Annotated in this window: 23 protein-coding genes; 21 read left to right on the top strand and 2 right to left on the bottom strand. The window is 69.2% G+C overall.

Annotation, left to right across the window (positions count from 1 at the left end):
- The first annotated feature begins 140 nt into the window (after positions 1-140).
- From AC6CIE_RS17210 to AC6CIE_RS17200, 3 genes are all read left to right on the top strand, one after another.
- A complete protein-coding gene (locus AC6CIE_RS17210; protein WP_498093084.1) occupies positions 141-1709 on the top strand; it encodes an FAD-dependent monooxygenase in 1569 nt (522 codons plus the stop codon).
- 159 nt (positions 1710-1868) lie between these two features.
- Complete coding sequence (locus AC6CIE_RS17205) at positions 1869-2330, top strand: SRPBCC family protein (protein WP_175122728.1); 462 nt, start codon at positions 1869-1871, stop codon at positions 2328-2330.
- A 163-nt stretch (positions 2331-2493) separates the two neighbouring features.
- Positions 2494-3282, top strand: coding sequence for a hypothetical protein (locus AC6CIE_RS17200; protein WP_498093082.1), 789 nt, complete (start codon positions 2494-2496; stop codon positions 3280-3282).
- Positions 3283-3326: 44 nt separating this feature from the next.
- Here the strand turns inward: AC6CIE_RS17200 and AC6CIE_RS17195 are convergent, their stop codons facing one another.
- Entirely contained in the window at positions 3327-4091 is a 765-nt protein-coding gene (locus tag AC6CIE_RS17195; protein WP_175137640.1) for a class II aldolase/adducin family protein, read from the bottom strand.
- Positions 4092-4258: 167 nt separating this feature from the next.
- Here AC6CIE_RS17195 and AC6CIE_RS17190 point away from each other — a divergent pair, with 167 nt between their 5' ends.
- The 4 genes from AC6CIE_RS17190 to AC6CIE_RS17175 all read left to right on the top strand — a co-directional run bounded on the left by AC6CIE_RS17190 (position 4259) and on the right by AC6CIE_RS17175 (position 8764).
- A complete protein-coding gene (locus AC6CIE_RS17190) occupies positions 4259-4918 on the top strand; it encodes a glutathione S-transferase family protein (protein WP_498093080.1) in 660 nt (219 codons plus the stop codon).
- Between the two features lie 102 nt (positions 4919-5020).
- Positions 5021-6748, top strand: a complete 1728-nt coding sequence (locus AC6CIE_RS17185) for an alpha/beta hydrolase (protein WP_498093078.1) — start codon at positions 5021-5023, stop codon at positions 6746-6748.
- A 38-nt stretch (positions 6749-6786) separates the two neighbouring features.
- On the top strand, positions 6787-7515 hold the full coding sequence (locus tag AC6CIE_RS17180) for a hypothetical protein (protein ID WP_498093076.1): 729 nt from the start codon (positions 6787-6789) through the stop codon (positions 7513-7515).
- A 55-nt stretch (positions 7516-7570) separates the two neighbouring features.
- Positions 7571-8764: a hypothetical protein gene (locus AC6CIE_RS17175; RefSeq protein ID WP_175184500.1), complete on the top strand. Its 1194-nt coding sequence runs from the start codon at positions 7571-7573 to the stop codon at positions 8762-8764.
- Between the two features lie 74 nt (positions 8765-8838).
- Here AC6CIE_RS17175 and AC6CIE_RS17170 read toward each other — a convergent pair whose 3' ends face one another.
- Entirely contained in the window at positions 8839-11412 is a 2574-nt protein-coding gene (locus AC6CIE_RS17170; RefSeq protein ID WP_498093074.1) for a carbohydrate-binding family V/XII, read from the bottom strand.
- Between the two features lie 460 nt (positions 11413-11872).
- On the opposite strand from AC6CIE_RS17170, the gene AC6CIE_RS17165 reads away from it, so the two are divergent.
- The 14 genes from AC6CIE_RS17165 (at position 11873) to AC6CIE_RS17100 (ending at position 24169) form a co-directional block, all read left to right on the top strand.
- Positions 11873-14155, top strand: coding sequence for a phage tail sheath family protein (locus tag AC6CIE_RS17165; RefSeq protein ID WP_498093072.1), 2283 nt, complete (start codon positions 11873-11875; stop codon positions 14153-14155).
- Positions 14156-14222: 67 nt separating this feature from the next.
- Positions 14223-14747, top strand: a complete 525-nt coding sequence (locus AC6CIE_RS17160; RefSeq protein WP_175137634.1) for a phage tail protein — start codon at positions 14223-14225, stop codon at positions 14745-14747.
- Positions 14748-14759: 12 nt separating this feature from the next.
- Positions 14760-15485: a hypothetical protein gene (locus tag AC6CIE_RS17155; RefSeq protein WP_498093070.1), complete on the top strand. Its 726-nt coding sequence runs from the start codon at positions 14760-14762 to the stop codon at positions 15483-15485.
- On the top strand, positions 15482-16306 hold the full coding sequence (locus AC6CIE_RS17150) for a hypothetical protein (protein WP_175137633.1): 825 nt from the start codon (positions 15482-15484) through the stop codon (positions 16304-16306). Before AC6CIE_RS17155 ends, AC6CIE_RS17150 begins: the two co-directional genes overlap by 4 nt.
- The gene (locus AC6CIE_RS17145) at positions 16303-17595 is read left to right on the top strand and encodes a Pvc16 family protein (protein ID WP_498093068.1); all 1293 of its coding nucleotides are present in this window, start codon (positions 16303-16305) and stop codon (positions 17593-17595) included. The genes AC6CIE_RS17150 and AC6CIE_RS17145 overlap by 4 nt, the downstream gene beginning before the upstream one ends.
- Positions 17592-19535, top strand: coding sequence for an ATP-binding protein (locus AC6CIE_RS17140; RefSeq protein WP_498093066.1), 1944 nt, complete (start codon positions 17592-17594; stop codon positions 19533-19535). The genes AC6CIE_RS17145 and AC6CIE_RS17140 overlap by 4 nt, the downstream gene beginning before the upstream one ends.
- The gene (locus AC6CIE_RS17135; RefSeq protein ID WP_498093064.1) at positions 19526-19774 is read left to right on the top strand and encodes a hypothetical protein; all 249 of its coding nucleotides are present in this window, start codon (positions 19526-19528) and stop codon (positions 19772-19774) included. Before AC6CIE_RS17140 ends, AC6CIE_RS17135 begins: the two co-directional genes overlap by 10 nt.
- 8 nt (positions 19775-19782) lie before the next feature.
- Positions 19783-20931 carry an eCIS core domain-containing protein gene (locus AC6CIE_RS17130; protein ID WP_498093062.1) on the top strand — a complete coding sequence of 383 codons (1149 nt, stop codon included), beginning with the start codon at positions 19783-19785 and terminating at the stop codon, positions 20929-20931.
- Between the two features lie 8 nt (positions 20932-20939).
- Positions 20940-21209, top strand: a complete 270-nt coding sequence (locus AC6CIE_RS17125) for a hypothetical protein (protein ID WP_175137629.1) — start codon at positions 20940-20942, stop codon at positions 21207-21209.
- Complete coding sequence (locus AC6CIE_RS17120; RefSeq protein ID WP_498093060.1) at positions 21206-21859, top strand: hypothetical protein; 654 nt, start codon at positions 21206-21208, stop codon at positions 21857-21859. The genes AC6CIE_RS17125 and AC6CIE_RS17120 overlap by 4 nt, the downstream gene beginning before the upstream one ends.
- Positions 21856-22200: a LysM domain-containing protein gene (locus AC6CIE_RS17115; RefSeq protein ID WP_498093058.1), complete on the top strand. Its 345-nt coding sequence runs from the start codon at positions 21856-21858 to the stop codon at positions 22198-22200. The genes AC6CIE_RS17120 and AC6CIE_RS17115 overlap by 4 nt, the downstream gene beginning before the upstream one ends.
- The gene (locus AC6CIE_RS17110) at positions 22193-23320 is read left to right on the top strand and encodes a hypothetical protein (protein WP_175122711.1); all 1128 of its coding nucleotides are present in this window, start codon (positions 22193-22195) and stop codon (positions 23318-23320) included. Before AC6CIE_RS17115 ends, AC6CIE_RS17110 begins: the two co-directional genes overlap by 8 nt.
- Positions 23317-23832, top strand: a complete 516-nt coding sequence (locus AC6CIE_RS17105; protein ID WP_175122710.1) for a phage baseplate assembly protein V — start codon at positions 23317-23319, stop codon at positions 23830-23832. The genes AC6CIE_RS17110 and AC6CIE_RS17105 overlap by 4 nt, the downstream gene beginning before the upstream one ends.
- A 13-nt stretch (positions 23833-23845) precedes the next feature.
- On the top strand, positions 23846-24169 hold the full coding sequence (locus AC6CIE_RS17100; protein ID WP_175137628.1) for a hypothetical protein: 324 nt from the start codon (positions 23846-23848) through the stop codon (positions 24167-24169).
- Positions 24170-24178: the final 9 nt, after the last annotated feature.

Raw genomic sequence — 24178 nt, 5'->3', positions numbered from 1 at the left:
ACGCGAAACGGCAGGGGCGGCGCAATGCGCCGCCTTTGTCGTGCTGCCGGCAGCATCGGCGCGACCGCGCTGCTTCCGACTGCCGGGCAGGCTGCATCCCTTGCGGCAGGACTTGATGACCACATTGCTGAGGGCAAGACATGGTGATCTCGATTTCCGTCCTGGTCGTGGGCGCGGGCCCGGCCGGCCTGTTGACCGCCGCCGAATTGCAGCGCCGCGGCGTTGACTGCCTGCTGATCGATGCGCACGAACGCCCGCTGGATTGGGACCGCGCAACCGTCGTGCATCCGCGTTCACTTGAAATCCTGGATGCGCTGGGCATCATCGAACCCCTGCTGGCCGCGGGCGTGAAGCAGCGGCGCGCCCGCATTCACGCGGGCGGCAGCGAACTGGGCATCATCGACCTGGAACTTGCCGGCAGCCGCTATCCCTTCAACATCGGCATCTCGGAAGAAGTCACCGAGACGGTGCTGGCCGACCATCTGGCGCGGCTGGGCGGCAAGGTCACGCGCGCCACGAAGCTGGTGGGATTGCAGGAACAGGAAGACGGCGTGCTGGCCACCGTGGAGCGCGGCGGCAAGCTGTCGCAGGTGCTGGCGCAGTGGGTCGTCGGCTGCGACGGGCATCACAGCACCGTGCGGATGCTGACCGGCATCGAGCAGGACGGCCACGACATCAACCAGCCGTGGGCCGTGTTCGACGCCACCATCCCCGACTGGCCGGAGGCGTTCGAGGCGAACTACGCCTACCTGGATCAGATTCCCGTGATTCTGACCGCGCTTCCCGGCGAGCGCTGGCGCGTCTACCTGCGTCCCAGCTCCGCGGAGTCGGACCTGGTCGAGGACGCGCTGTCCACGCTGCGGCGCTACCTGCCCGACGCCGGCTTTTACAACGTCTCGCACCCGGCGCGCTTCGAATGCCACACCAAGGTGGCGCGCGCGTTCCGGTCCGGCCGCGTGCTGCTGGCGGGCGACGCCGCGCACACGTGCAGCCCGGCGCAGGGACATGGCATGAACACCGGCCTGCAGGATGCCTACAACCTGGGCTGGAAGCTGGCACTTGTCTGCCAGGGACATTGTTCGCCCGCGCTGCTGGACAGCTATCACGCCGAACGCCGGCCCGTGGCCGACATGGTGATGGCGTCGGGCGATGCCGCCGAAAGCGCGCAGATGGCGCAGGGCAACGCAGAGCGGCGCGCGCGCGATCTGGCGATCCGCGCGGCCTTCGGCGACCCCGAGGCGCGGCACCGCGAGGCCGTGTCGGAAGCCGAACTCGACATCGACTACGCGAGGTCGCCCATCGTCATGGGTGACCGGCACGAGGCCATCTGGCCGGGCCAGCGGCTGCCGGACCATATCGACGTGCGGTTTTCCACCGGCGGCCGGGGCAAGCTGCACGAGTACGCCAGGCGGCGCGGGCATACCGTTTTGTTGATTGGCGGCCCCGGCACACCGCAGCAGCCGCTGTCGGACCTGCGCCGCCAGCTGATGGCGCTGGCTGACGGCTACATCATCGAGGTGGTGGTTTCCCTGACCGCCAGCGATGGCGTGACCGACGTGGACGCCTACCTGGAGCCCGCCACCGCGGCCCGGATGGGCGTGGGCGACATGATGCTGCTGGCGGTGCGGGCGGACGGGCACGTCGGCCTGCGCGCCGAGCAGCGGCACGCCGAGACGCTGTCGGCGTACATTGAACGGCTGCGGGCGTGATCGGACGCGGCGTCCCCGGGTGCAGCTCGACGAGATCGGACGCAGCTCCCGGGCGCAGCTCGAGGACCTAGGGAAATCCCCAGCAAAAATCCTGTCGATCCGGGTGCCGGCGGTTCGTCGTAGTCATGCACCCACCCTCAATTCAAGGCGGACTACACCATGACTACCGGAACCGTACGACACCTGCGCGTCCTGCGCGCCTCCCCCGACCGCGTCTATCGCGCCTTTCTGGAACCCGACGCGGTCGCCAAGTGGCTTCCGCCCTATGGCTACACCTGCTCGGTCCAGGAACTGGACGCGCGCGTGGGCGGCAAGCACCGGATGGCCTTTCGCAACTTCGCCACCGGCCACCTGGAGCCGTTCGGCGGCGAATACCTGGAGCTGGTGGAAGGCGAGAAGATCCGCTACACGGACCGCTTCAACGATCCCGCCCTGCCGGGCGAGATGACGACGACCATCAACCTGCGGCAGGTCTCGTGCGGCACGGAACTGACCATCGTGCAGGAGGGCATTCCCGAGGTCATCCCGACCGAGATGTGCTACCTGGGCTGGCAGGAATCGCTGCTGCAACTGGCCCGGCTGGTGGAAACCGATACGCCCGACGGCCCGGTGCGCGACTGAGGCCGCCGGCGCGAACAGCATCGACTCCGATACGTTTGTTCATCTTTTGACACCATCGGGTCGCGCGCAATGGCCCGGCTCCCTACAAAATGTGGCGCGCCCCAGCGGCGCTGCGCGGGCCGTAACATACCGGCCCGCGCGCATCCCACAAGAAGGAAGAATCGTGTCAAAAGTGTTTGCCCTGCTGCTCTGCGCCGCCCTGCCCGCCGCGGCATTGGCCGCCCCCGATACCGAGCCCCTGAAGCTGAACGCGGACAACAAGCTGTATTGCAACGCCCAGACCGACTGGTGCGTGGGCATCAAGACGGACGGCGCATTCAGCGAAAACGGGCCCTTCGCGACCAGCAGGACCCTGCGCGCCGACTACCGGTTCTGGGACTCGCCCGACATTCCCGACTTCAAGGACTTCAAGGTCTGGCCGGAACTGATCCGCTTGAGCGAAGAGCGGGCGCTGGTCGGCGTGATCGGCCCGGCGGAGCCGGACTTCAAGGCGTCGACCCCGTTCTCGGGCGGCGGATTCGAACGCCGGGATCTGTATCTGTACGACGTCAATCTGGGCGAGCAGGCCGGCGCGAGCCTGGTGCTCGTCATGCCGTACTCGGCCGATGCCTCCATCCGGGCGTGCTTCAACGAGGCGGACCAGGAAAAGCGCGCCGGGCAATGCAGCGATGTCTATCAGTTCACGGCATCGTTGAAGGCCCTGCCGGGCAAGGAATTGCCGGATCTGCTGGTGAAGACGCAGGCCACCCGCTCGCCAGCCGGCGCCAGCCGTCTGGCGGATTCCAGCGCGCGGCCCGCCCTGACCAAGGCGCAGCTCGCGCCGCAGGCGGACAAGCAATGCAGCTACACCGTCACCTACACATGGAATGCCGGCGACGCGACATACCAGCCGGCCACGCCGCTGCCGGATTGCGCCGAGTTCCTGTCCGCCGATCCGGCTGCGAAGAAGTAGACGGAGGTGTGCTGCTGGCCGGTGTCAGACACCGGCCTTCACGCTTATTCCGCGTAGCCCGGATTGCGCCGGTCCAGCCGGCGCAGCAGGCCCGGCCACGCCAGCTGGGCCTTGTGGGCGCGGTCAGCCGGCGACTCCACCGCCGCGCGGGCCAGGATGTCCGCGGGAATGTGGGTCAGTTCGCCGCCGGCCTGGGCGCGCACCTGCACCATGCAGGCGGCTTCCATCCGATGCATGGCCTGAAAGGCCTCGGCCATGCTCTGACCCACGGTCAAGAGGCCGTGGTTGCGCAGGATGAGGTAGTTGTTGGCGCCCAGGTCGCGCACCAGGCGCGGCTGCTCGTCGGGATTGAGCGCCAGACCTTCGTAGTCGTGGTAGCTGAGCGAGCGCAGCACGATGAACGCGAACTGCGACAGCGGCAAGAGGCCCGCCTTCTGCGCCGAGACCGCCACGCCGTTGATCGAATGCGTGTGCAGCACGCACATCGCATCCTTGCGCGCCGCATGGATACAACTGTGGATGGTGAAGCCGGCGGGATTGATGTCGTATTCCGAGTCCATCACCTTGTTGCCGTGCAGGTCGATCTTGACCAGGCTGGACGCGGTGATCTCGTCGAACATCATCCCGTAGGGGTTGATGAGGAAATGCTCCGTGCCCGGCACCTTGGCGGTGATGTGCGTGAAGATCAGATCGTCCCACCCGAACAGCGCCACCAGCCGGTACAACGCCGCCAGGTCCTTGCGGACCTGCCATTCCGTTTCGCCGACCTGTTCGCGCACGCTGGCGCCCTGCTTGCCTGCCGTATCCATCCTGTCTCCGTATTGTTGGTGTCGGCCCCGCGCCGTTGCGCCGGGATCCGTCATGCACTGTATTCCTTTTCGCGCCCGGCGCGCACGGCGGCGTCGCGGCGGCGTCCGTCTGGTGAAACAGCCCGAGACCCATTAACCTGTGAGCCACGTCCGAGGAGACTCCGAGAATGCTGCCTGCACTTTACGGTCATCCCTTTTCGTCGTACACGCAGAAGACACTGATCGCGCTGTACGAAAACGCCACGCCGTTCGAGTTCCGCAGCATCGGGCCCGACACGCCCCAGCATGCCGCCGATTGGATCGAGCGCTGGCCGCTGCGCAAGTTTCCGCTGCTGGTCGACGGCGAACGCAACGTCGCCGAGTCCGGCATCATCATCGAATACCTGCAACTGACCCACCCCGGCCCGGTCCGGCTGATTCCCGCCGACCCGATGGCCGCGCTGGACGTGCGCTTTCTGGACCGCTATTTCGACCTGCACGTCATGTACTGGATGCAGCACGCGGTGAACGGCGCGCTGACCGGCGATCCCGCCAGGCGTGACGAAGCGCGGGCGCTGGCCGCGGAGAAGCTGGAACGGGCCTACGCCTGGATCGACGCGCAGCTTGCGACGCGCACATGGGCGGCGGGCGGGGACTTCACGCTGGCCGACTGCGCCGCCGCGCCCGCCTTGTTCTACGCCGACTGGACCCACCCGATCGCCGACGCTTATCCGCATCTGCGGGCCTATCGCGCGCGGCTGCTGGCGCGGCCGTCGTTCGCGCGGGCGGTCGACGAGGCCCGGCCCTACCGGACGCTCTTTCCGCTGGGCGCGCCCGACCGCGACTGACAGCACCGTCCGTATCGGCACCCGCAAACATCGTCACCCGCGACCATCGCGCGGCAACGTGCGAGAATCCCCGCCATTCCCTCCCGGATGAGGACCCCCACCGTGCAGCAGACCTTGCCCCGCCACCTGCCTACCTTCCTGCGCTCGCACCTGGAGTCCCTATCCGGCGTCGGCCTCATGCTCGGTACGCTGTTCTTTGCCGCGGCGCTGACGCCCACCCTCATCCCCCGCACCCACGTCACGCAGGGCGTGCTGGCCGGCACCTGCCTCGCCGCGGGATATGGCCTGGGCGTGCTGTGGCATTGGCTGTGGGCCTACATGGAACTGCCCGAGCCCCGCGGCCGGACCGCGCGCATCATCAATGCCGTCATCGGCCTGCTGTGCGTGTCCGTGGCGATCGTATTCCTGGGCCGCGCAGCCGAATGGCAGAACACCATCCGCGCGCTGATGCAGATGGAACCCGTGACCAGCGCACATCCCATCAAGGTCAGCCTGATCGCCCTCGCGACGTTCGCCGTGCTGCTGGCGCTGGCGCGGCTGTTCAAGCTGATGGCGCGCTATCTGACCCGGCAGGTGCGGCGTGTCGTACCGCGGCGTGTGGCCAACGTCACGGGCGCGGCCATCGCCCTTTTGATCTTCTGGCTGCTGGCGACCGACGTGTTCTTCCGCGGCGCGCTGCACGTGCTGGACGCCTCGTTCAAAGAATTCGACGCGCTGCTGGAACCCGAACGCCCGCAGCCGACCGCCGATAACAAGACGGGCGGTCCGGCGTCGCTGATCCGCTGGAATGAACTGGGCCGTGCGGGCCGCGAATACATCGCGTCGGGCCCGACAGCCAGCGAGATCACCACGCAGTCGGGACGCGAGGCGCTGGAACCCATCCGCGTCTATGTCGGCCTGCGCGGCGCGGCCACGCCGCAGGCCCGCGCGCAGCTTGCGCTGGACGAGATGAAGCGCGTCGGCGCCTTCGACCGCTCGGTGCTGGTCGTCATCACGCCGACCGGCACGGGATGGGTCGACCCCGCCGCCGCCGACTCGCTGGAATACCTGCTCAATGGCGACGTGGCCAGCGTGGCAATGCAGTATTCGTACCTGTCCAGCCCACTATCGCTGCTGGCGCAGCCTGAATACGGCGCCGAGGCGGCGCGCGCCCTGTTCCAGGCGGTGTATGGCCACTGGACCACGCTGCCCAAGGACCGGCGGCCCCGGCTGTATCTGCATGGCCTGAGCCTGGGCGCCATGAACTCCGCCGGCTCGGCCGAACTGTTCGAGATGATCGGCGATCCGATCCAGGGCGCGCTCTGGAGCGGCCCGCCCTTTGAGAGCCGGGTCTGGCGCAAGATCACGGACGCCCGCAATCCCGGCTCGCCCGCGTGGCTGCCCGAGCTGCGCGATGGCGCCTTCGTGCGCTTCATGAACCAGCACGGATCACCCGTGCCGGCCGACGCGCCGTGGGGGCCGATGCGTGTCGTCTACCTGCAATACGCCAGCGACCCGGTCACGTTCTTCGACTATCGCGATCTGTACCGTCCGCCCGCGTGGATGAACGCGCCGATGGGACCGGACGTGTCGCCCGAGCTGCGCTGGTATCCCGTGGTGACGATGTTGCAGCTGGCGCTGGACATGGCGGTGGGCACGGCGACGCCCATGGGCTATGGACACGTCTATGCGCCGCAGCATTATGTGGATGCATGGGTTGCGGTGACCGGCGTAACGGACTGGACGCCGGATGGCCTTGAAGGCCTGAAGCGCTATCTGCTGGAACGCGCGCAGGCCGCGATGGAAGACGAGGACGGCGACGAAGGCGCCTATGAAGGACGCGGAGGTTAGGCGCGGCAGGCGCAGCTCATGAATCACCCATTGCAGTCATGAATCACCCATTGCAGGACCGATTGACGTCGTTCTTTTACGCGCACGATGACGTCTTGCGCAGCCGCAGCGTCAGCAGCCGGCTGCTCGCTGGCCACCTGAACGTGCCCGCGCCGCCGGCGCGTCTGCTGGCCGATTGGGATCGCGAGATCCGCACGCGACTGCTGCTCGAACCCGGCGACGTCGAGCAGATGCCGGTGTCCCGCACCCGCGCGCGCTGGCCGGAATTCGGCGAGTGCGTGCAAGCCATGCGCGACTGGACGCGCGCGCAAGGGCTGGGCGATGTGCTGGGCGCCAGCGACATGGCGCTGATGGCCTGCCGCGGCGCGCGCTATCACCACGACGGCGGTCAATACGGCAGCGCGGCGTTCTGCAATCTGTTCCTGTCCGACGACAAGGGCCTGGACGTGCATTTTCCCGGCACCGGCCACCGCATTGCGCTCACGCGCGGCGTGGCCATCGTCTTCGACACCTGCCAGCCGCACGCCGTGATTCGCCGGCATCAAAGCGGGTACGACGATGCGGACTTTGCCGATGACCAAGATCTGTCGCAACTCTTTCTGCCCTGGGAGCTGCCGATCGAAGATCCGGCGGTCGCACTGGCGCTTGGCATTGTCTTCGACATCGACACCGCAGCGGCGTCGCGGCTGGATGAGGAACAGGTCTGGGCAGATGGCCGGCGCGTTGGCGTGGACCCCAGCGTTGGACAGTGGCGGTCAGCAGATTGAAGCCCTGATGCGTCGAGTATATTGACCGGCCCACGTCTCAGGGTCCACCACGCAGATGCCCTTTCCCATTGCACGCCCGCTTTCGATTCCGATTGGCGCCTTGGCGCTGGCCCTGCTGCTGCAGGCGCCCGGCGAGGCCAGCGCCGCCGAGCGCACCGTCTACACGGGCACGCTGCAAGGCGTGGGCGACATCGTGATGGAGCTGGACAGCGCGGCCGCCGACGGCGAGCTGACCGGACGCTACTTCTATCCCAAGAACGGCGTCGACATTCCGCTCAAAGGCACCGTCAAATCGCTGGCCGAGCCGCTGACGTACCAGGCCGCCAAACAGCCGGGCGCAAAGCCTGCCGCCACCTGGCAAGGCACGCTCGACGCGCAGGGCTATCGGGGGGTCTGGATCGACACGCGCACGGGCGAGCAACGCAGCTTCACGCTCAAGCGTGCCGCGCAGTACGACGCCAGCGCGCTGACGCCCGATGGCGGCATCGAGTTCGGCGTAGAGATCGACGCGGCCCGCGTGCCTTACGACACGCTCAAACTAGCGGGTCATGCTGAGCCGGTCGGCGACGACATCGGCAGCGCCACCGTGGCCTATCGCATGTGGCGCGATCCGCGCACGCAGTTCAGCTATCCGCGCCTGTCGCGGCATCCGGACAAAGCGGTCATGGCACGCGTCAACCATCTGCTCGAACAGCGCCACTGGCGCATGAGCCACGCAGCACTGGCCTGCAAGGCCACGGCCTACACCAGCGACGGCCCGTCCGCGGGAACGCTGGGCAACTACGAGGAAGAGGTCGTGAAGGTGCCGTGGCTGTCCAGCGCGATGATGACCGTGACCGAGTCCGGCAGCCTGGACTGTGGCGGCGCGCATCCCAACAATCACTTCGATCCCTACACGCTGGACCTGCTGCGCGGCGAAACCCTGGATTGGAACCGCGTGTTCGACGCCTACGAGCCGAACAACCGCGAACCGCGCCCCGCGCTGAAGGAACTTGCCGGCCAGGTACAGAAAACCCTGGCGGCGCGCGACGAGGCGGGCCTGACGGAAGACCGCTCCAAGGAAGGCTGCTGGGATCTTTGGCCCACGTATCTTGCGCTGGGCGCGAGCGCTCCGGGTGCGCTGAGCCTGTCGGTGTCGGGCGTGGGGCACGCGTCGGGCGTGTGTCTTGGGACGCTGGCGCAGGTGCCGTTCAGTGATCTGGCCGCGTATCTGAAGCCGGGCGGACAGGCGTACCTGGTGCAGGACTGACCACAGACAACATGCGTGCCGGCCGCCGAGCCGGCACGCGTTGCGCGCGACGTGAGCGCGCTGCCCCTACCGGCTCAACGCCGGAAGCCGCCGCCCCGGAACCCGCCAAACCCGCCAAAGCTGCGCCCCTCCATCCCGCGGCCCTGCCAGCCGCCCTCCCCGCGCCCTTGCCAGCCGCCCTCCGCGCGACCCTGCCAGCCGCCGTCGCTGCGGCCTTGCCAGCCGCCCGCGGACTCGTTCATGCGGTTCTGCCAGCCTCCGCCATCCATGCCGCCCGGTTGCGTCGAATAATCGCGCGCCTGGCGCTGTGCGTTCAGGTAATTGGACTGCGTGTTCGGCTGAACGGGCTGCCACCCCGACGACGTGTGCTGCTGCCAGCCGTTGTCGTTGTGCTCGTAGACGTTGCCGTTGTGGTCCGCATACACGTTGCCGTTGTTCCACGCCGCGCCGCTGCCGGTGTTGCGGTTGTAGGTGGCGCCGCGCCGGTCGACGCTGTCGGCGCCTTGGCCCGCCGTGCCGGTCGCGCTGGCGGCGGAGTACGTGGTGCGGCCGGTGTCGGCATTGGTGCGCACGTTCTGCCGGCCCGCGGCCCACTGGCCGTCGTCGTTCTCGACCGCGCCCGCGCGGCCCGCGCCCGATGCGCCCGTGACCGGATCGGTGTAGGCGCCCCGGCGTCCGGCGGCGGCGTTGCCCGTGTACTCGTTGTAAGCCGCGCCGCGCGTGCCTTCAAACGCGGCGCCGGTTTGCGGGTTGTAGCCTTCGGCGTGGGCGCCCTGCCACTCGGTGCCCGTCCAGCCGTTCCAGCCGGCCGCGTGCGTGACCGTGCCGGAACCGCCCCAGGCGCCGTAGACGTCGACCTTGTTGACGTCCACGCCGCCCCAATAGGGCGCGCCATAGTACGGTCCCCAGTACGGCGCGGCGCCGCCCCAGGCCTCGGCGGCGGCAAACCCGAAGGCAAAGCCCGCGGCCGAATCGAAGGCGGCGTTGTAGCCATAGCTGGGCGGATAGCCGACCCAGGTGTTCTGTACGATCGTGGGCGGATAGGAATAGCCCGTGCCGTAGACGACGGTGCCGTCTGGCGCCACCACCACGCCCATGTAGCCGGGTGAATAGCCGAACACCACGCTTTGCGGCGTGGCGCCGTAGACCTGCACATAGGTCACGTAATGCAGCGGCGAGCTGGCGGGAATGGCGTAGATGGCCGGCGGCACATGGTCGGCCACGCGCCACGGTCCGGTTGGCGAGTCCGACACGAACCACACCGCGTTCGACAGCGCGTAATAGCGGCCTTCCGCCTGGATGACCGGCACCGGCGAGTTCGTCGCGTAGTGCAGGGTCGTGCCGTCGATGGGCCGCAGCACCGGCGCGCCGCCGGCGTATTCGACCTGCAGCTTGGCGGCGCTGCGCGACACGGTGGCGGTCTGCGGAATGGTCGACGCAATGACGGCTTCCCGCGCCTGCGGCGTGCCGGGCACCGACACCAGCACCCCGCCTTGCGGATCCCGCGGCGGAATGCGCGCGAAATCGCGCGGCAGGTCCTTGCCCGGCACATACGACCATGGCCCTTCCAGCCGCGCGCCTCGGAACCAGCGGCCGGACACCAGCAGGTAGTAGCGGTTGTCGCCCGGGTTCATGAACACGGCGTGGTCGGCGTTGGTGACCGACAGCAGCGAAGTCCCCGGCACCGGCCGCAGCTCGGCCTGGCCAATCGTGATCAGCAGTTCAGCGGGCACGGTCGACACTTCGACATCGGGCGCGCGGTGCGGCGCCTTGCCGTCGTGCGGCATCAACGGGTCCGCCGCCGGACCGCGTCGCGCGGCGTCTGCCGCCGCAAGCAGCGCGGGCGACGGTTGCGCCACGGTGCGCCACGGCCCGTTGATGTCGCCGGCTTCGTACCAGTGGCCCGCGGCCTGCAGGTACAACCGGCCGGCGTTGTCGCCCAGGATCAGCGCGCGGGTGTTGATGACGCGGCGCCATCCCTGCGTGTCGGGCAGTTGGGTCCACGCGGGTGCGCCATCAACCAGCACCAGGATCGCCGGCACCGTGCGGTAGATGATGCGCGGCGGCGTGTTGTTCACCGGCACGGTCTTGGCGGGCGGGTTGTTCTGCGACAGCGCATAGCTCAGTTGCAGCGCATCCAATGGCGTGACCACGCCGTTGGCGGGGATGCGGGCTTCGAGTTCGGTGCGCAGGCGCGCGGCCTCCTGCGGCGCGGTGGGCACCTGCACGCGTTCGACGCGGATGTCTGACAGGCGCACCAGCCCGGCCGGCTTGTTCACGTCGGCGCGGGCGGAAAACTCGGCGACGCCGTAGGTCGGGCTGCCCTTGGCCGGTCCCACCGCCACCGCCATGCGGCCGGTGAGGCGGTCGGCGGTCCAGGTGTCGATCTGCGGTTGGTACAGCTCGACCCGCTTGCCGTCGGGTGCGGTGAAGCTACGCGGCCATTGCAGCGCGCGCGCGGCGGACGAGTCTTGTTGGCCGGCGCCCTGTTGCGCGGCAGCAGTCTGGGTCGCGGGGGCTGACGCAGGCTGGCCGGCATTCTGCGGCTGCGCCGCGGCACCAAACGCCAGCGACGTTCCGGCCGCCACGCCCAGGACAACGCGCGTCATGCGCAGGCGTCGGGCGGCATCGCCGGAAGTGGCAGGCAAGCGGGAAAACCAGTCATGCAAATGCAGCATTCGGGACACGCAATTCATCTCACGCTCCTTGAGGTTCTGGCCGCCTGCCAAACCGGCTGGGGCGTTCCGCCGCCCGGATGATCGCGGGCGGCGTCGCTTCGGGTTATACGCCAGCGCGCCCCGGGGTTCAATTGCGGCAAGACCGGGGCTGACCGCCCCCTGAATAAGAAACAGATGGTTAACGCCGTTAAAAAGCTATTGATCGCATCAATCAGAACTTCTATAACTCGTTCCTACCAGGGCTTGCTGCTTTTGCCCGATTGCCTTTCCGCTGCAATCCAACTAGAGCGGCGCAACGCCCGCCATCCCGCGCAAGCCTCGCGCGAATCGCCAGCCTTCTCCTGCCCGTCTCCCGTGGCGCGCTGGCGGCTCTCTAAGCCTCTCCTGCGGCCAGGACATTGATCCTGACAGCCGTGTGAAGGAGCAGCTCATGGCCCTTACCCTGTCCCATCCCGGGGTTTATATCCAGGAAATTCCCAGCGGCGTTCGCACGATTGCCGGGGTCGCGACCTCGGTCGCCGCCTTTCTGGGCGCGGCCCCACGCGGTCCCGTCAACAAGGCGGTCCGGATATTCAGTTTCTCCGACTATGAACGCGCCTTCGGCGGACTGGCCGACGATTCCGAGCTGGGCTATGCCGTGCGCCAGTTCTTCGTGAACGGCGGCACGGACGCCTGGGTCGTGCGCGTGGTCAAGGAAGCGTCGCCCGCGCAGCGCACCTTGCGCAGCGCAACCGCGGTGGACGTGCTGACGGTGCGCGCGCTGGACCCCGGCGTATCCGGCAACAGCATCCAGGTCCGCGTCGACCACGCCACCGCGGTGCCCTCCAGCACCTTCAACATCCAGTTCATCCGCGGCAGCGACGGGCGGGCGGAAAGCTACGCCAACGTCTCGTTGAACGCCAAGGATCCGCGCTATCTGCTGGATCTGGTGCAGGGCGTATCGCAGCTCGTCCGACTGGAGCGGATGCTGTCGCAGGGCGCGCTGGATGCGCTGCCGGCGGGCACCAGCGTCAGCGGCACGCTGGGCGACGTGCAAACGCTGCTGGATGCGACGCACACCGATTTCCGCGTGGCCGTGAACGGGCTGGAACCCGTGGGCGTCAGCATCGCGTTGCCTGGCGACATAGCCGGCGGCACCGCGACGCAGCGTCTGACCGCGCTGGCTTCGGCGATCCAGGCCAAGGTGCGGGCGCAGGCGCAGGGCCGGCCGGCGCTGGCGAACTTCACCGCCGCGCGCAACGGCAACACGCTGGTGATGACGTCCGGCGCGGGCGGCGAAAACGCCAGCGTCCGCGTGCTGCCGGGCGCGCGCAACAACGCCGCGGGCGTGCTGATGCTGGGGTCGCTGGCCGGCGGCGTCGAAACCGACGGCGCGGCCATCATCCGCCCCGCGCCCACGCCTGATGCGGCAACGCTGACCAGCGATGCCTTCGGCGCGACCGACCTGGACGCGCTGCCCGACGCCACGCACACCAGCCTGCGCATCACGCTGGATGGCCTTGGACCGGAACTGGTCAGTCTGGGTGACGCCACCGCCGCAGGCGGTTCGCTGGCCGCCAAACTGGAAGACGTGGCGGCGCGCCTGCAGGCCGCCGTGCGCGCGCTGCGGCCGGGCACGCCGGCCTTCCGCGACTTCACGGCGCGGGTGCAGGGCAGCACGCTGGTGCTGGCAAGCGGCTCGCGCGGCTTGGGCTCGACCATCGCGGTCGCGGCCGCGCCGGCCAACGACCTGGCCGCCTCGCTGCATCTGCTGACCGGCGCCGTCGCCTCGCCGCCGCCGGTTGATGCATTGCTGGAAGGCGGCACCGAAACGCCGTACGGGCCGGACGACGTCTATGCCGCGTTCATCGGCAGCCGCGCGCTGCGGCAAGGGCTGTACGCCCTGGAAGACGCCGCCATCTTCAATCTGCTCTGCCTGCCGGCCATCACGCACAGCGGCGTGCTGGCCGATGCCGCGTCGTACTGCGAAGAGCGGCGCGCCTTCATGATCGTGGATGCCCCGCCCACCGCCACCGATCCGGCGGCGATGGTGGCAGTGGCCAACGGCACGGCGCTGCCCAAGTCGGATCACGCCGCCGTCTACTACCCGTGGACGTACGTGTCCGACCCGCTCAAGAACGGCAAGCCGCGTCTGGCGCCGCCGTGTGGCACCGTCGCCGGCGTGTATGCGCGCACCGACGGCAACCGGGGCGTATGGAAGGCGCCCGCGGGCACCGACGCCAACCTGACCGGCGTCATCTCGCTGGCCGCGACGCTGACGGACGGCGAGAACGGCAGCCTGAATCCGCTGGGGGTCAACTGCCTGCGCACGTTCCCGGTGTATGGCGCGGTGTGCTGGGGCGCGCGCACGCTGCGCGGGGCAGACCAACTCACCTCGGAATACAAGTACGTACCCGTGCGGCGCCTGGCCCTCTACCTCGAAGAGTCGCTGTATCGCGGCACGCAGTGGGTGGTGTTCGAGCCCAACGACGAGCCGCTATGGGCGCAGATCCGCCTGAACATCGGCGCGTTCATGAACACGCTGTTCCGGCAAGGCGCCTTCCAGGGCAGTTCGCCGCGCGAGGCCTATCTGGTCAAGTGCGACCGGGAAACCACCACGCAGGACGACATCAATCGCGGCGTGGTCAACATCCTGGTGGGGTTTGCGCCGCTCAAGCCCGCCGAGTTCGTCGTCATCAGCATCCAGCAACTGGCCGGCCAGATACAGGCCTGAGCCCGGCACGCCCCGGCGCCGCATGCGGCCCGGCGCGTTTGCCGACCACGGTTACCAGGAGATTGCCATGGCGCAGTTCACCGTCAATCCGCAGCGCTTCGACCCGTACAAGAACTTCAAATTCCGGGTGAAGTGGGATGGCCGCTACGTGGCCGGCGTCAGCAAGGTGTCGGCGCTCAAGCGCAGCACCGAAGTGGTCGAGCACCGCGAAGGCGGCGACCCGTCCAGCGGACGCAAATCGCCAGGCCGCAGCAAATTCGAGGCGGTGACGCTGGAACGCGGCGTCACGCACGACCGCGAATTTGAGCAGTGGGCCAACAAGGTGTGGAACTTTGGATCGGGCCTGGGCAGCGAGGTGTCGCTGAAGAACTTCCGCAAGGACCTCATTATCGAGGTCTACAACGAAGCCGGGCAGCTCGTCCTGGCCTACAAGGTGTTCCGCTGCTGGGTGTCGGAATACCAGGCGATTCCCGATCTGGATGCGAACGCCAACGCGGTCGCCATTCAGACCATCAAGCTGGAAAACGAAGGATGGGAACGCGACTACGAAGTCGCCGAGCCATCCGAACCGAGTTTCGTCGAGCCGGTCTGATGGAGCGCCGCGATGAACGCCCTGATCGAATCGCAGATTCTTGCGCTGTGGGAGGCGGGCCGTGACTGTCATCCGATAGACCGCGGCCTGCTTGCGCTTGCCGAGGCAATGCCCGACGTGGATGTCGCGTCACGGCCGGTCGGATGGCGGAACCTGGCGCTGCTGCGCCTGCGGCAAGCCACGTTCGGGCCGCAGCTGGCCGCTTGCGCCGATTGTCCGGCATGCGGCGCGGCGATGGCGTTCGACCTAAACGTGGCCACGCTGCTGGAATCGGTGTCCCCGCCGCCGGATCGCGCATCGGCCGAGCCGATGTTCGACGCGCATGGAGCGGCATGGCGTCTGCCCAGCAGCCGCGACCAGGCGCAGGCCGCGGTGGCCACCGACAGCGACGCGGCGCTTGCGCTGCTGCTGCGTGCGTGCCGGGTTGGCGCACCGCCCGACGCCGACTTGCCGCAGGGTGCGGCGCTGGATGACATCGAAGCGCGCATGGAAGCGCTGGATCCCGCCGCCAACATCGAGCTGTCGTTGCGCTGCGCGGACTGCGCGCACGCGTGGACCGTGGCGCTGGACGCCGACGCCTGCGTGTGGGACGACATCAGTCTTTGCGCGCGGGGACTGCTGCGGGATGTGCATCGTCTGGCGCGCGCCTACGGCTGGACCGAACCGCAGGTGCTGGCGCTGGGACCTGCCCGGCGCGCCGCGTATCTGGAACTGGCCGACAGCGAGGCGCTGCCATGAGCGGCTTCCTGCGCCAGCTTGCGAGCCGCAGCGTGGGTTCCGCACCGCGCCTGCGCAGCGCGCCGTCGCCGCGGGCCGTGGCGCTTGCCGGGACCGTGCCGCGTGATGACTGGCGGGGAGAGACGCAGGGGCTGGGGGCTGCGCAGGTGGCGTCGGACGCGCGCGTCCAGGCGGGCAGAGACGACGCGCGATCCAGCGTGGCCAGCTTCGCGCAGACGCCGTTGCACGCTGCGGATTCCGGTGGGATTGGCCAGACAGAATGGAACGTTGATGCGGCGGGCGCGAATGGGCCTGACGCGGCGCATGACACACGCCGGCATCGCACGCATTTCAGCGTGACAGCGCCGATCGCCGACGCGGACGTGCCCCCACGCAACCCGGCGCGCGGTGATCAAGATGCGCCCTCGCCGGTTCGCCAATCGCGCGCGCTTCGGTCCATCGAGGCAGACAAACACGCCGCCGACGACCGGCAGACCCGCCCCGCAGCCGTATCGCCAATCACATCGCCCTTACCGGCGGAAAAGTCAGGCGAGCACGACGTCACTGACAGTACCCGCCCTGCTGCCCCACGCGACGCGGCCTTGTCCGCCGAGGCACGTGAACTTGCCGGCCCCAACGCACGCAACGCAAGAAGCCACGCCGCCGATGCGGCGTCCGCCTCCCGCCTTCCCGCGCTGCCGCCCTCTCCGCCCGACGTCCACATCACCATTGACCGCCTGGAAGTCGCCCCCCCGCCCCAACGCGCGGCGCCCGCCGCCCCGCGATCGTCTGCGCTGTCGCTGCGCGCCTACCTGACCGCCAGACGCGCGGGGCTGCCATGAGCAACGCGCTGGCGATCGCGGCGGTCACCGCCGTCATCAAGGACCTGCTCGACTCGGGCATGATCGACCACGCGGTCACGGACGCGCTGGGCGCGGGCGTCAAGGTATCCGCGCTGGCGCCCGACGCGGTGTCGCTGGACAACCAGGAAGATCCGCAACTGAACCTCTTCCTGCATCAGGTCACGCCCAACGCTGCGTGGCGCAATGCCGCGCTGCCGTCGCGCGATCCGGCAGGCGATCGCATCGCGAATCCGCCGCTGGCCCTGGACCTGCACTATCTGCTGACCGCGTATGGCCGCGCCGAGCTGCAGGCGGAAGTGCTGCTGGGCTATGCGCTGCAATTGCTGCACGAATCGGCCGTGCTGCCGCGCGAGGCCGTGCGCCGCGCGCTGGATCCGGACGTGGTCGATGGCGCCATTCTGCCGACGGTTTACCAGAGCCTGCGCAGCGCAGACCTGGCCAGTCAGATCGAACTGTTGAAGATCACCCCGGCAGCGCTGGGCGCGGAAGAGATGTCGCGCCTGTGGTCCGCCCTGCAGGCGCACTACCGCCCGACCGCCGCGTTTCAGGTGTCGGTGGTGCTGATCGAGTCCAGGCGGCCCGCGCGCGGCGCCCTGCCCGTGCTGACACGCGGGGAAGCCATTCCCGGCACGCCGCGCGACCGGGGTGTGCTGGTGTTCCCCGGCCTGACGCCGCCGCTGCCCACGCTGCTATCGGTGCAACCCGCGGGCAGGCAGCCGGTTGCCGTGCCCGGCGGCGCCGTGACGTTGCAGGGTCATCATCTGGATGGCCTGGCGCGCACGGTGACGCTGCGCCATTCAACGCTGGATGCCGAACGCAACGTGCCCGTCGAGGCCGGCACGGACGCATGGCTGCGGCTGACGATGCCGTCGGACCTGCCGGTCGGCGTCTATCGCGTGCATGCCACGGTGCAGGCCAGCGATACCGGCCTGCGCCGCGACAGCAATCAGTTGGCGCTGGTGCTGGCGCCCGAGCCCGTGCTGCCGCCGGCCGCCGCCACGCGCAACGCGGACACGGTGCGCATCACGTTGGGCATCGCGCCGCCGCTCTTGCCCAGCCAGGCGGCCAGCCTGCTGCTGGGCGACCGCGAGCTGCCCGCTGAACCCGCCACCGCACCCGCCAGCGCGCTCATCTTCGAATGGCGCGACGCGCCGCCCGCCGGCACGCGATTTCTGGTGCGGCTGCGGGTGGACGGCATTGAAAGCCCGCTGGTGGACCGCGAGGCGGTCCCCGTCCGCTATCTTGACCGCCAGATCGAGCTGCCATGAACGCGCGCGCGCCCACCGACTGGATCGAAGCCAACCAACAACTGCTGGCCGCCGAGTTCACGCGGCTGCGCACAAGGCTGCGCAAGCCCGGCAGCCGGCCGCCGCGCCACGGCGCGCAGCAGCTTGCGCAGGCGCGCGCCGCGCTCCACGGCGACTCGGCCATCGATCAGTTGACGGCCACCTTCGGCCTGTCGGCGTTCGAGCGTGATCTGCTGCTGCTGTGCGCCGGCATCGAGATGGACGCGGTGCTGGCCGATCTGTGCGCCCACGCGAACGGCCGATCGGGCAGCCAGCGTCATGCCAGCTTCGCGCTGGCGCTGGCCGAGCTGGAAGGCGCGCATTGGAGCGCCCTGTCGCCGCAGCGTCCGCTGCGCCGCTGGCGCCTGCTGGACGTGGACGACACGGCCGACCTGAGCACCGCGCGCCTGCGCATCGACGAACGCGTGCTGCATTACCTGGCCGGCCTGAACGAGCCGGACGCGCGACTGCGCCCGCTACTGCGGCCGGCGCTGCCCCTGCCCCACACGGCGACCGCGCACGAAGCGGCGGCGAAACAGATCGCCGCGCAGGTCACCGCCGCGCAAGGCACGCCGCTGCCGGTGTTTGTGCTGGAAGGCGATGACCCCGGTGCGCAGGAAGACGTGGCGGCGCGCGCCGCGCATGCTGCGGGCCTCGCGTGCCTGGCGCTGCAGGTAGAAGACGTGCCGGCGGACGCCGCCGAGCGCAACATCATGCTGACGCTCTGGCAGCGCGAGGCCGTGCTGCTGGGGGCCGCCCTGTTCATCGACGCCTCGGAGGGCCTGACGCCGGCGGCGCGGCATCTGGTGGAACAGGCCGGCGGGCTGTGCCTCGTGGGCGTGCGCGAACCCGTCACGTTGCGCGCGGCCTCGCGCCCGTGCGCCGTCTCCCGGCCGCAAGAGGCCGACCGCAGAACGCTGTGGCGGCAGGCGTTGGGGCCGCAAGCCGCCGCGCAAGTCGGCAATGCCGTGGACCAGGCGGCCAGCCAGTTCGGGCTGGACTCGCGGACCCTGCAGCGCACCGCCGCCGCGCTCGCCCCCGCCTTGCAGGAACCCGGCGCCGATCCGGCCGCCGTGCTGTGGCAGGGCTGCGCGCAGGCCAGCCGCCGCAAGCTGGACGGCTTGGCGCAACGTCTGACGCCGGCCGCAGGCTGGGACGACCTGGTGCTGCCCGAGCCGCAATGCGCCGTGCTGCGCCAGATCGCCGCGCATCTGCGCCAGCGCTATCGGGTCCATCAAGACTGGGGGTTCGCGGCCGCGCAGTCGCGAGGTCTGGGTCTTGCCACCCTGTTCACCGGCGAAAGCGGCACGGGCAAGACGCTGGCCGCGGAGGTCCTGGCGCGCGAAACCAGGCTGGACCTGTACCGCATCGACCTGTCCGCCGTCGTCAGCAAGTACATCGGCGAGACCGAAAAGAATCTGCGGCGCCTCTTCGAAGCCGCGGAAGACGGCGGCGCGATCCTGCTGTTCGACGAGGCAGACGCGCTCTTTGGCAAGCGCTCGGAGGTCAAGGACAGCCACGACCGCTACGCCAACATCGAAATCAGCTACCTGTTGCAACGCATGGAGTCGTACCGGGGCCTCGCGGTGCTGACCACCAACCTGAAGTCCAACCTGGACAGCGCCTTTCTGCGGCGGCTGCGCTTTGTCGTGCAGTTTCCGTTTCCTGACCTGGAGCAGCGCGCGCGGATCTGGCGCGGCGTGTTCCCGGCCGCCACGCCTACCCGCGATCTTGATCCGCGCCAACTGGCGCGCCTGAACCTGACGGGCGGCAGCATCCGCAACGTCGCGCTGAACGCGGCCTTTCTGGCCGCCGACGCCGGCTCCGAAGTCACCATGGCTCACGTGCTGCAAGCCGCGCACGCTGAAGCCGCCAAACGGGAACGGCCGCTGGCCGATGCCGAAACGAGGGGATGGCCATGAAATCCGCAATTCACCTGCATATCCGCGCGCTCAGCCTGCCGAGCCATGACGCGGCCCAACGCAATGCGTTCGTTGCCGCCCTGGTCCACGAGCTGGTCCGGCGGGCGGCGCAGAACGGCGGCGCGGCCGCCGATGCCCATGCAGAAGCGGTACGCACCGTGGCGGACGGCGCGCAACCGACGCAGACGGGCACGCAGGCGGGCCGCGCGATCGCGGACACGTTTCATCTGAAGCATTGAGCAGAGCCATGAGAACGTCCTTGTTCGCGCCGCGGCCGGACACCGCACCGCCGCGCTCGCGCCTGGTGATGCGGCGATGCGCCTGCGGTTGCGGCGGCAAGTCGACGTGCGCCTCCTCGTCGACTTCGGGTCGTGCAAAATCAGCGGTGCCCGAGCAGGTCGAGGACGTGCTGCGCAGCGCGGGTCAGCCCCTGGCCTCCGCCGACCGGATGGAATTCGAGCGGCGCTACGGCCACGATTTCGGGCGCGTGCGCATCCACGCGGATGCGCGGGCCGCGGAATCGGCGCGCGCGCTGGATGCGCAGGCCTGGACCGTCGGCGCGCATGTCGCCTTTGGCGCGGGCCGCTACGCGCCGGGCACACGCCAGGGCCGCGACCTGCTGGCGCACGAGCTGGCGCACGTCGTGCAGCAGCATGGGCGCTACCGTCCCGGGCTGCCGCTGGAACTGGGCCCGTCGCACTCGCCGCAGGAAGCGGAAGCCGACCGCGCCGCGCACAGCCTGTCACGGCCCGCTGCGGCGCCGGGCCTGGCGCAGACCGTGCAGCGCGCCGGCATGGGCGATCTGCGCGTGGCCGAAGCCGAGGCGCGCAAGTGCCCCACCACGCACACCATGCCGGACGACGTGTATGACGCGGTCAACGAAGCCTGGTCCAAGTCCGGCCACGGCGGCGACACCGTGCAGGAACATGGCGGGCGCATCGTGTCCGACAAGGACGGCAAGCGGGTGATCCGCACCGGATCGGGCGGCGGCGGCAGCATCAGCCTGCCCGCCGAGAAAAAGGGCGACTACACGCTCGGCACCTATCACACGCACCCGTACAGCAGCTCGGAAGGATCCAAGCTGGGCGTCGCGTTCTCCGGCGCCGACGTGGCCAACTTCATGGCGGGCAGCCAGGGCTGGGTGAAGTACATCGGCGCCGGCAGCTGCAACTACGCGCTGAACATGCAGGACTACGAGGCCGTGTACGACTGCCGAAAGCGCGGCGTCGATTTCAAGACACGCTGGAACGACGCGTTTGCCGCCGCCACCGGCACGTTCCAGGCCAAGGTCGAGACCGCCGTGCGGGCCTCGGTCGACGGCTGCGGCATCTGCTTTTATCGCGCCTGCTGGCCGGACGACGCGAGCGCCGTGCCCAAGAACATGAACCTGATCTAGGAGCCGCCATGGAAGACTGGATTGGCAAGACCGTGGGCGAGGTGCTGGAACTGTGCCAGACGCGCTACGCCGACGTCACGATGGTCGACGAGCCGCCGGGCAAGTTGCGCGCCGTCGAACTGGACTGCGTGGCGCGGGTGCCGGTGTCGCGCTTCGTGCTGGAGTTCGACTACCGCCCCGACCTCTTCAGCGCGGCGCGCCATTGGCCGGAAGCGCTGGTGGGCGCGCAGCGCATCACCGCCGTACGCAACGCCGCGGAACCGCAGGCCTATCCATGAGCGGACCGCTTTCGCCCCGCCTGCTGCGCGGCGGCATCATCCTGATCGATCCGGCCAGCGGGGCGGTGCAGCGCGTGATATCGCTGCAATACAACCCCGAGACCCTGACGCGCTCGCTGCAGCCGCAGAGCGTGGACGACGGCGGCGCGGCAGGCGAACCGCTGCGCCTGAAAGGTCCGCCGTCCGAGACGATCCGGCTGGACGCCGAGCTGGACGCCGCCGATCAGCTCGAATTTCCCGACGATCATCCGCAGGCGCGCGACACGGGCATCCATGCGCAGCTGGCCGCGCTGGAGACCATCGTCTACCCGGACAGCGCCGCGCTCATCCGCAACAACCAGATCGCCAACCTGGGCACGCTGGAAATCGCGCCCACGGTCGCGCCGCTGAGCCTGTTCGTGTGGAGCCGCGAGCGCGTGGTGCCGGTGCGCGTGACGGACTTTTCGATTACCGAAGAGGCTTTCGACGCGCGCCTCAATCCCATCCGCGCCAAGGTGTCGCTGGGCCTGCGCGTGCTGCACGTGGGCGATCTGGGCTTTGGCGACAAGGGCGGCCATCTGTACCTGGTGTATCAGCAGCGCAAGGAACGGCTGGCCGCGCTGGCCGGTCTGGGCGACCTGGGTTCCGTCGGATTGGAGTCCCTGCCATGAGCGTGCAGCGCTTTCCTGCCAACAGCCGGTACCACGACGTGCCAACGGCCGAATTGGCCGGGCCGGACGGCCGGCCGCTCGTGTACCTCCGCCGGCGCTTTCTGCCAGATCCGGCGGCGCTGACCGCAGTGGGCGAGGTCGCGGTCGCCCCAGGCGACCGGCTGGACCGGATTGCCGCTGCGGCGCTGGGCGATCCGCTGCAGTTCTGGCGCCTGGCGGACGGCAACGACGCGCCGCGTCCGGCCGCGCTGGAAGTGCCCGGGCGCAGCCTGCGCGTGACGCTGCCCGCCGCGTTGGGTTCTCCCTTCGGTGGTGCGCCCTTCGGATGCAGCGATGCTTAGCGGCGTGCACCTGACGCTGCTGGTCGGCCCTGGCCTGCCGGTGCCTGCGCCCCGCCCCATCATGGACGGCCTGGAGCGCGTCGAGGTGTCGTCGTCCGCGGACGGGCCGGGCGGATTCCAGCTCACGTTCTCCGTCAGCAACCGCTCGCCGCTGCATACGCTGCTGGTGATCGCGGGCGGCCAGGTGCCGTGGCTGCGCGTCATCCTGATCGCCACGCTGAACGGGCTGCCCACCGTGCTGATGGACGGGCTGGTGACGCGCCAGGAGATCACGGACGGCAACGCGCCCGGCCAGTCGCGCCTGACCGTCACCGGCGAAGACCTGACGGTGGCGATGGACAAGCAGGACATGAGCGGCCTGCCCTACCCGGCCATGCCGCCGCCCGCCCGCGTCGCCGCCATCATTGGCCGCTACGCGCTGTACGGGATGCTGCCGCTGGTCGTGCCGTCGCCCTTCACCGACGTGCCGATTCCGGTGGAACGCATTCCGCTGCACGAAGGCACGGACCTCGCCTATGTACGCCAGTTGGCGCGGGAAGTGGGCCACGTGTTCTACATCGAGCCCGGCCCGCTGCCCGGCGCCAACGTGGCGTACTGGGGACCGGAAATCCGGCTGGGACCGGTGCAGCCCGCGCTCAACCTGGGCATGGACGTGCACAGCAATGTCGAGTCGCTGTCGTTCGCGGTGAACCAGTCGGACGCCGCGCTGCCGGTCATCTTCATCCAGAATCCGCTGACCAAGTTTCCGATTCCGCTGCCCGTTCCCGACGTCAGCCTGACCAGCCCGCCGCTGGGCCTGCTGCCGCCGCTGGCCAAGGGGCTGACGCTGCTGAAAGACACCGCCAAGCTGTCGCCGGCCGCCGCGCTGGGCAAAGGTCTGGCCATGGCCGCCGGCACCACTGCCGACGCCGTGACCGCCGATGGATCGCTCAACGTGCTGCGCTACGGCCATGTGCTCAAGTCGCGCCAACTGGTCGGCGTGCGCGGCGCGGGGCTGGCGTTCGATGGCCTGTACTACGTCAAGCGCGTCGACAGCTCGCTCAAGGCGGGCGAATTCCGGCAGCAATTCTCGCTGGCCCGCAACGGTCTGATCTCCACCCTGCCCCTGGTGCCGCCATGACAGAACCCCAACGCCACTACGGCAAATTCCGCGGCGTGGTGATCAACAACGTCGATCCCATGCAGATGGGCCGCATCCAGGTGCAGGTGCCCGACGTGCTGGGCCTGGGCGTCTCAAGCTGGGCGATGCCGTGCGTGCCGTTCGCCGGCCAGCAGAGCGGCGTGTTCGTCGTGCCGCAGGTCAGTGCGGGCGTATGGGTGGAGTTTGAACAGGGCAAGCCCGACTACCCGATCTGGGTTGGGGGATTCTGGGGATCGGCCGCCGAAGTCCCGGCGCTGGCGCTGGCCGGCCTGCCCGTTTCGCCCAGCATCGTGCTGCAGACCGGCGGGCAGAACACGCTGATGATTTCCGATCTGCCGGGGCCCACCGGCGGCATTCTGCTCAAGACCAAAACGGGCGCGATGATTTCGATCAGCGATGTGGGCATCACGCTGTCCAACGGCCAGGGCGCGACGGTGATGCTTGCCGGTCCGGCCGTCAACATCAACCAGGGCGCCCTGACGGTGACCTGAGGAGGCCAAGAGCATGCCCGGACCCCTGCTGCATTTCGGCGCCACCGTGCAGTGTTCGCACGGCGGCCAGGCCATTCCCACGGCGCCCAATCCGCGCGTGCTGCTGTCGGGCCAGCCGGCCGTGACCATCCTGTCGACGTATTCCATCGCGGGCTGCGCGTTTCCGCCGCCGCCGTCAGGCAACGGCCCGTGTGTCACCGGCATGTGGCTCGCCGGCGCGACGCGCGTGCTGATCGGCGGGATGCCGGCCGCGCTGCAGGCGGGCTCGTCGATCTGCATGCCCACCGGCACGCCGATGCTGGCCCTGCAGGCGCAGGCCCGCGTCGTGGGCATGTAAGGACGCATC

This window comes from Achromobacter sp. GQ309 (assembly GCF_059759315.1).
The sequence above is the reverse complement of the archived record's forward strand: the minus strand, read 5'-3'. Positions and strand labels throughout refer to the sequence as shown.

Excerpts from the sequence above, each read along its gene's own strand:
- AC6CIE_RS17115 (WP_498093058.1), top strand. The coding sequence starts at position 21,856 with ATGAGCGTGCAGCGCTTTCCTGCCAACAGCCGGTACCACGACGTGCCA.
- AC6CIE_RS17105 (WP_175122710.1), top strand. The coding sequence starts at position 23,317 with ATGACAGAACCCCAACGCCACTACGGCAAATTCCGCGGCGTGGTGATC.
- AC6CIE_RS17110 (WP_175122711.1), top strand. The coding sequence starts at position 22,193 with ATGCTTAGCGGCGTGCACCTGACGCTGCTGGTCGGCCCTGGCCTGCCG.
- AC6CIE_RS17145 (WP_498093068.1), top strand. The coding sequence starts at position 16,303 with ATGAGCAACGCGCTGGCGATCGCGGCGGTCACCGCCGTCATCAAGGAC.
- AC6CIE_RS17210 (WP_498093084.1), top strand. The coding sequence starts at position 141 with ATGGTGATCTCGATTTCCGTCCTGGTCGTGGGCGCGGGCCCGGCCGGC.
- AC6CIE_RS17165 (WP_498093072.1), top strand. The coding sequence starts at position 11,873 with ATGGCCCTTACCCTGTCCCATCCCGGGGTTTATATCCAGGAAATTCCC.
- AC6CIE_RS17130 (WP_498093062.1), top strand. The coding sequence starts at position 19,783 with ATGAGAACGTCCTTGTTCGCGCCGCGGCCGGACACCGCACCGCCGCGC.
- AC6CIE_RS17120 (WP_498093060.1), top strand. The coding sequence starts at position 21,206 with ATGAGCGGACCGCTTTCGCCCCGCCTGCTGCGCGGCGGCATCATCCTG.
- AC6CIE_RS17155 (WP_498093070.1), top strand. The coding sequence starts at position 14,760 with ATGAACGCCCTGATCGAATCGCAGATTCTTGCGCTGTGGGAGGCGGGC.
- AC6CIE_RS17140 (WP_498093066.1), top strand. The coding sequence starts at position 17,592 with ATGAACGCGCGCGCGCCCACCGACTGGATCGAAGCCAACCAACAACTG.
- AC6CIE_RS17205 (WP_175122728.1), top strand. The coding sequence starts at position 1,869 with ATGACTACCGGAACCGTACGACACCTGCGCGTCCTGCGCGCCTCCCCC.
- AC6CIE_RS17180 (WP_498093076.1), top strand. The coding sequence starts at position 6,787 with ATGAATCACCCATTGCAGGACCGATTGACGTCGTTCTTTTACGCGCAC.
- AC6CIE_RS17150 (WP_175137633.1), top strand. The coding sequence starts at position 15,482 with ATGAGCGGCTTCCTGCGCCAGCTTGCGAGCCGCAGCGTGGGTTCCGCA.
- AC6CIE_RS17190 (WP_498093080.1), top strand. The coding sequence starts at position 4,259 with ATGCTGCCTGCACTTTACGGTCATCCCTTTTCGTCGTACACGCAGAAG.
- AC6CIE_RS17135 (WP_498093064.1), top strand. The coding sequence starts at position 19,526 with ATGGCCATGAAATCCGCAATTCACCTGCATATCCGCGCGCTCAGCCTG.
- AC6CIE_RS17175 (WP_175184500.1), top strand. The coding sequence starts at position 7,571 with ATGCCCTTTCCCATTGCACGCCCGCTTTCGATTCCGATTGGCGCCTTG.
- AC6CIE_RS17160 (WP_175137634.1), top strand. The coding sequence starts at position 14,223 with ATGGCGCAGTTCACCGTCAATCCGCAGCGCTTCGACCCGTACAAGAAC.
- AC6CIE_RS17100 (WP_175137628.1), top strand. The coding sequence starts at position 23,846 with ATGCCCGGACCCCTGCTGCATTTCGGCGCCACCGTGCAGTGTTCGCAC.
- AC6CIE_RS17125 (WP_175137629.1), top strand. The coding sequence starts at position 20,940 with ATGGAAGACTGGATTGGCAAGACCGTGGGCGAGGTGCTGGAACTGTGC.
- AC6CIE_RS17195 (WP_175137640.1), bottom strand. The coding sequence starts at position 4,091 with ATGGATACGGCAGGCAAGCAGGGCGCCAGCGTGCGCGAACAGGTCGGC.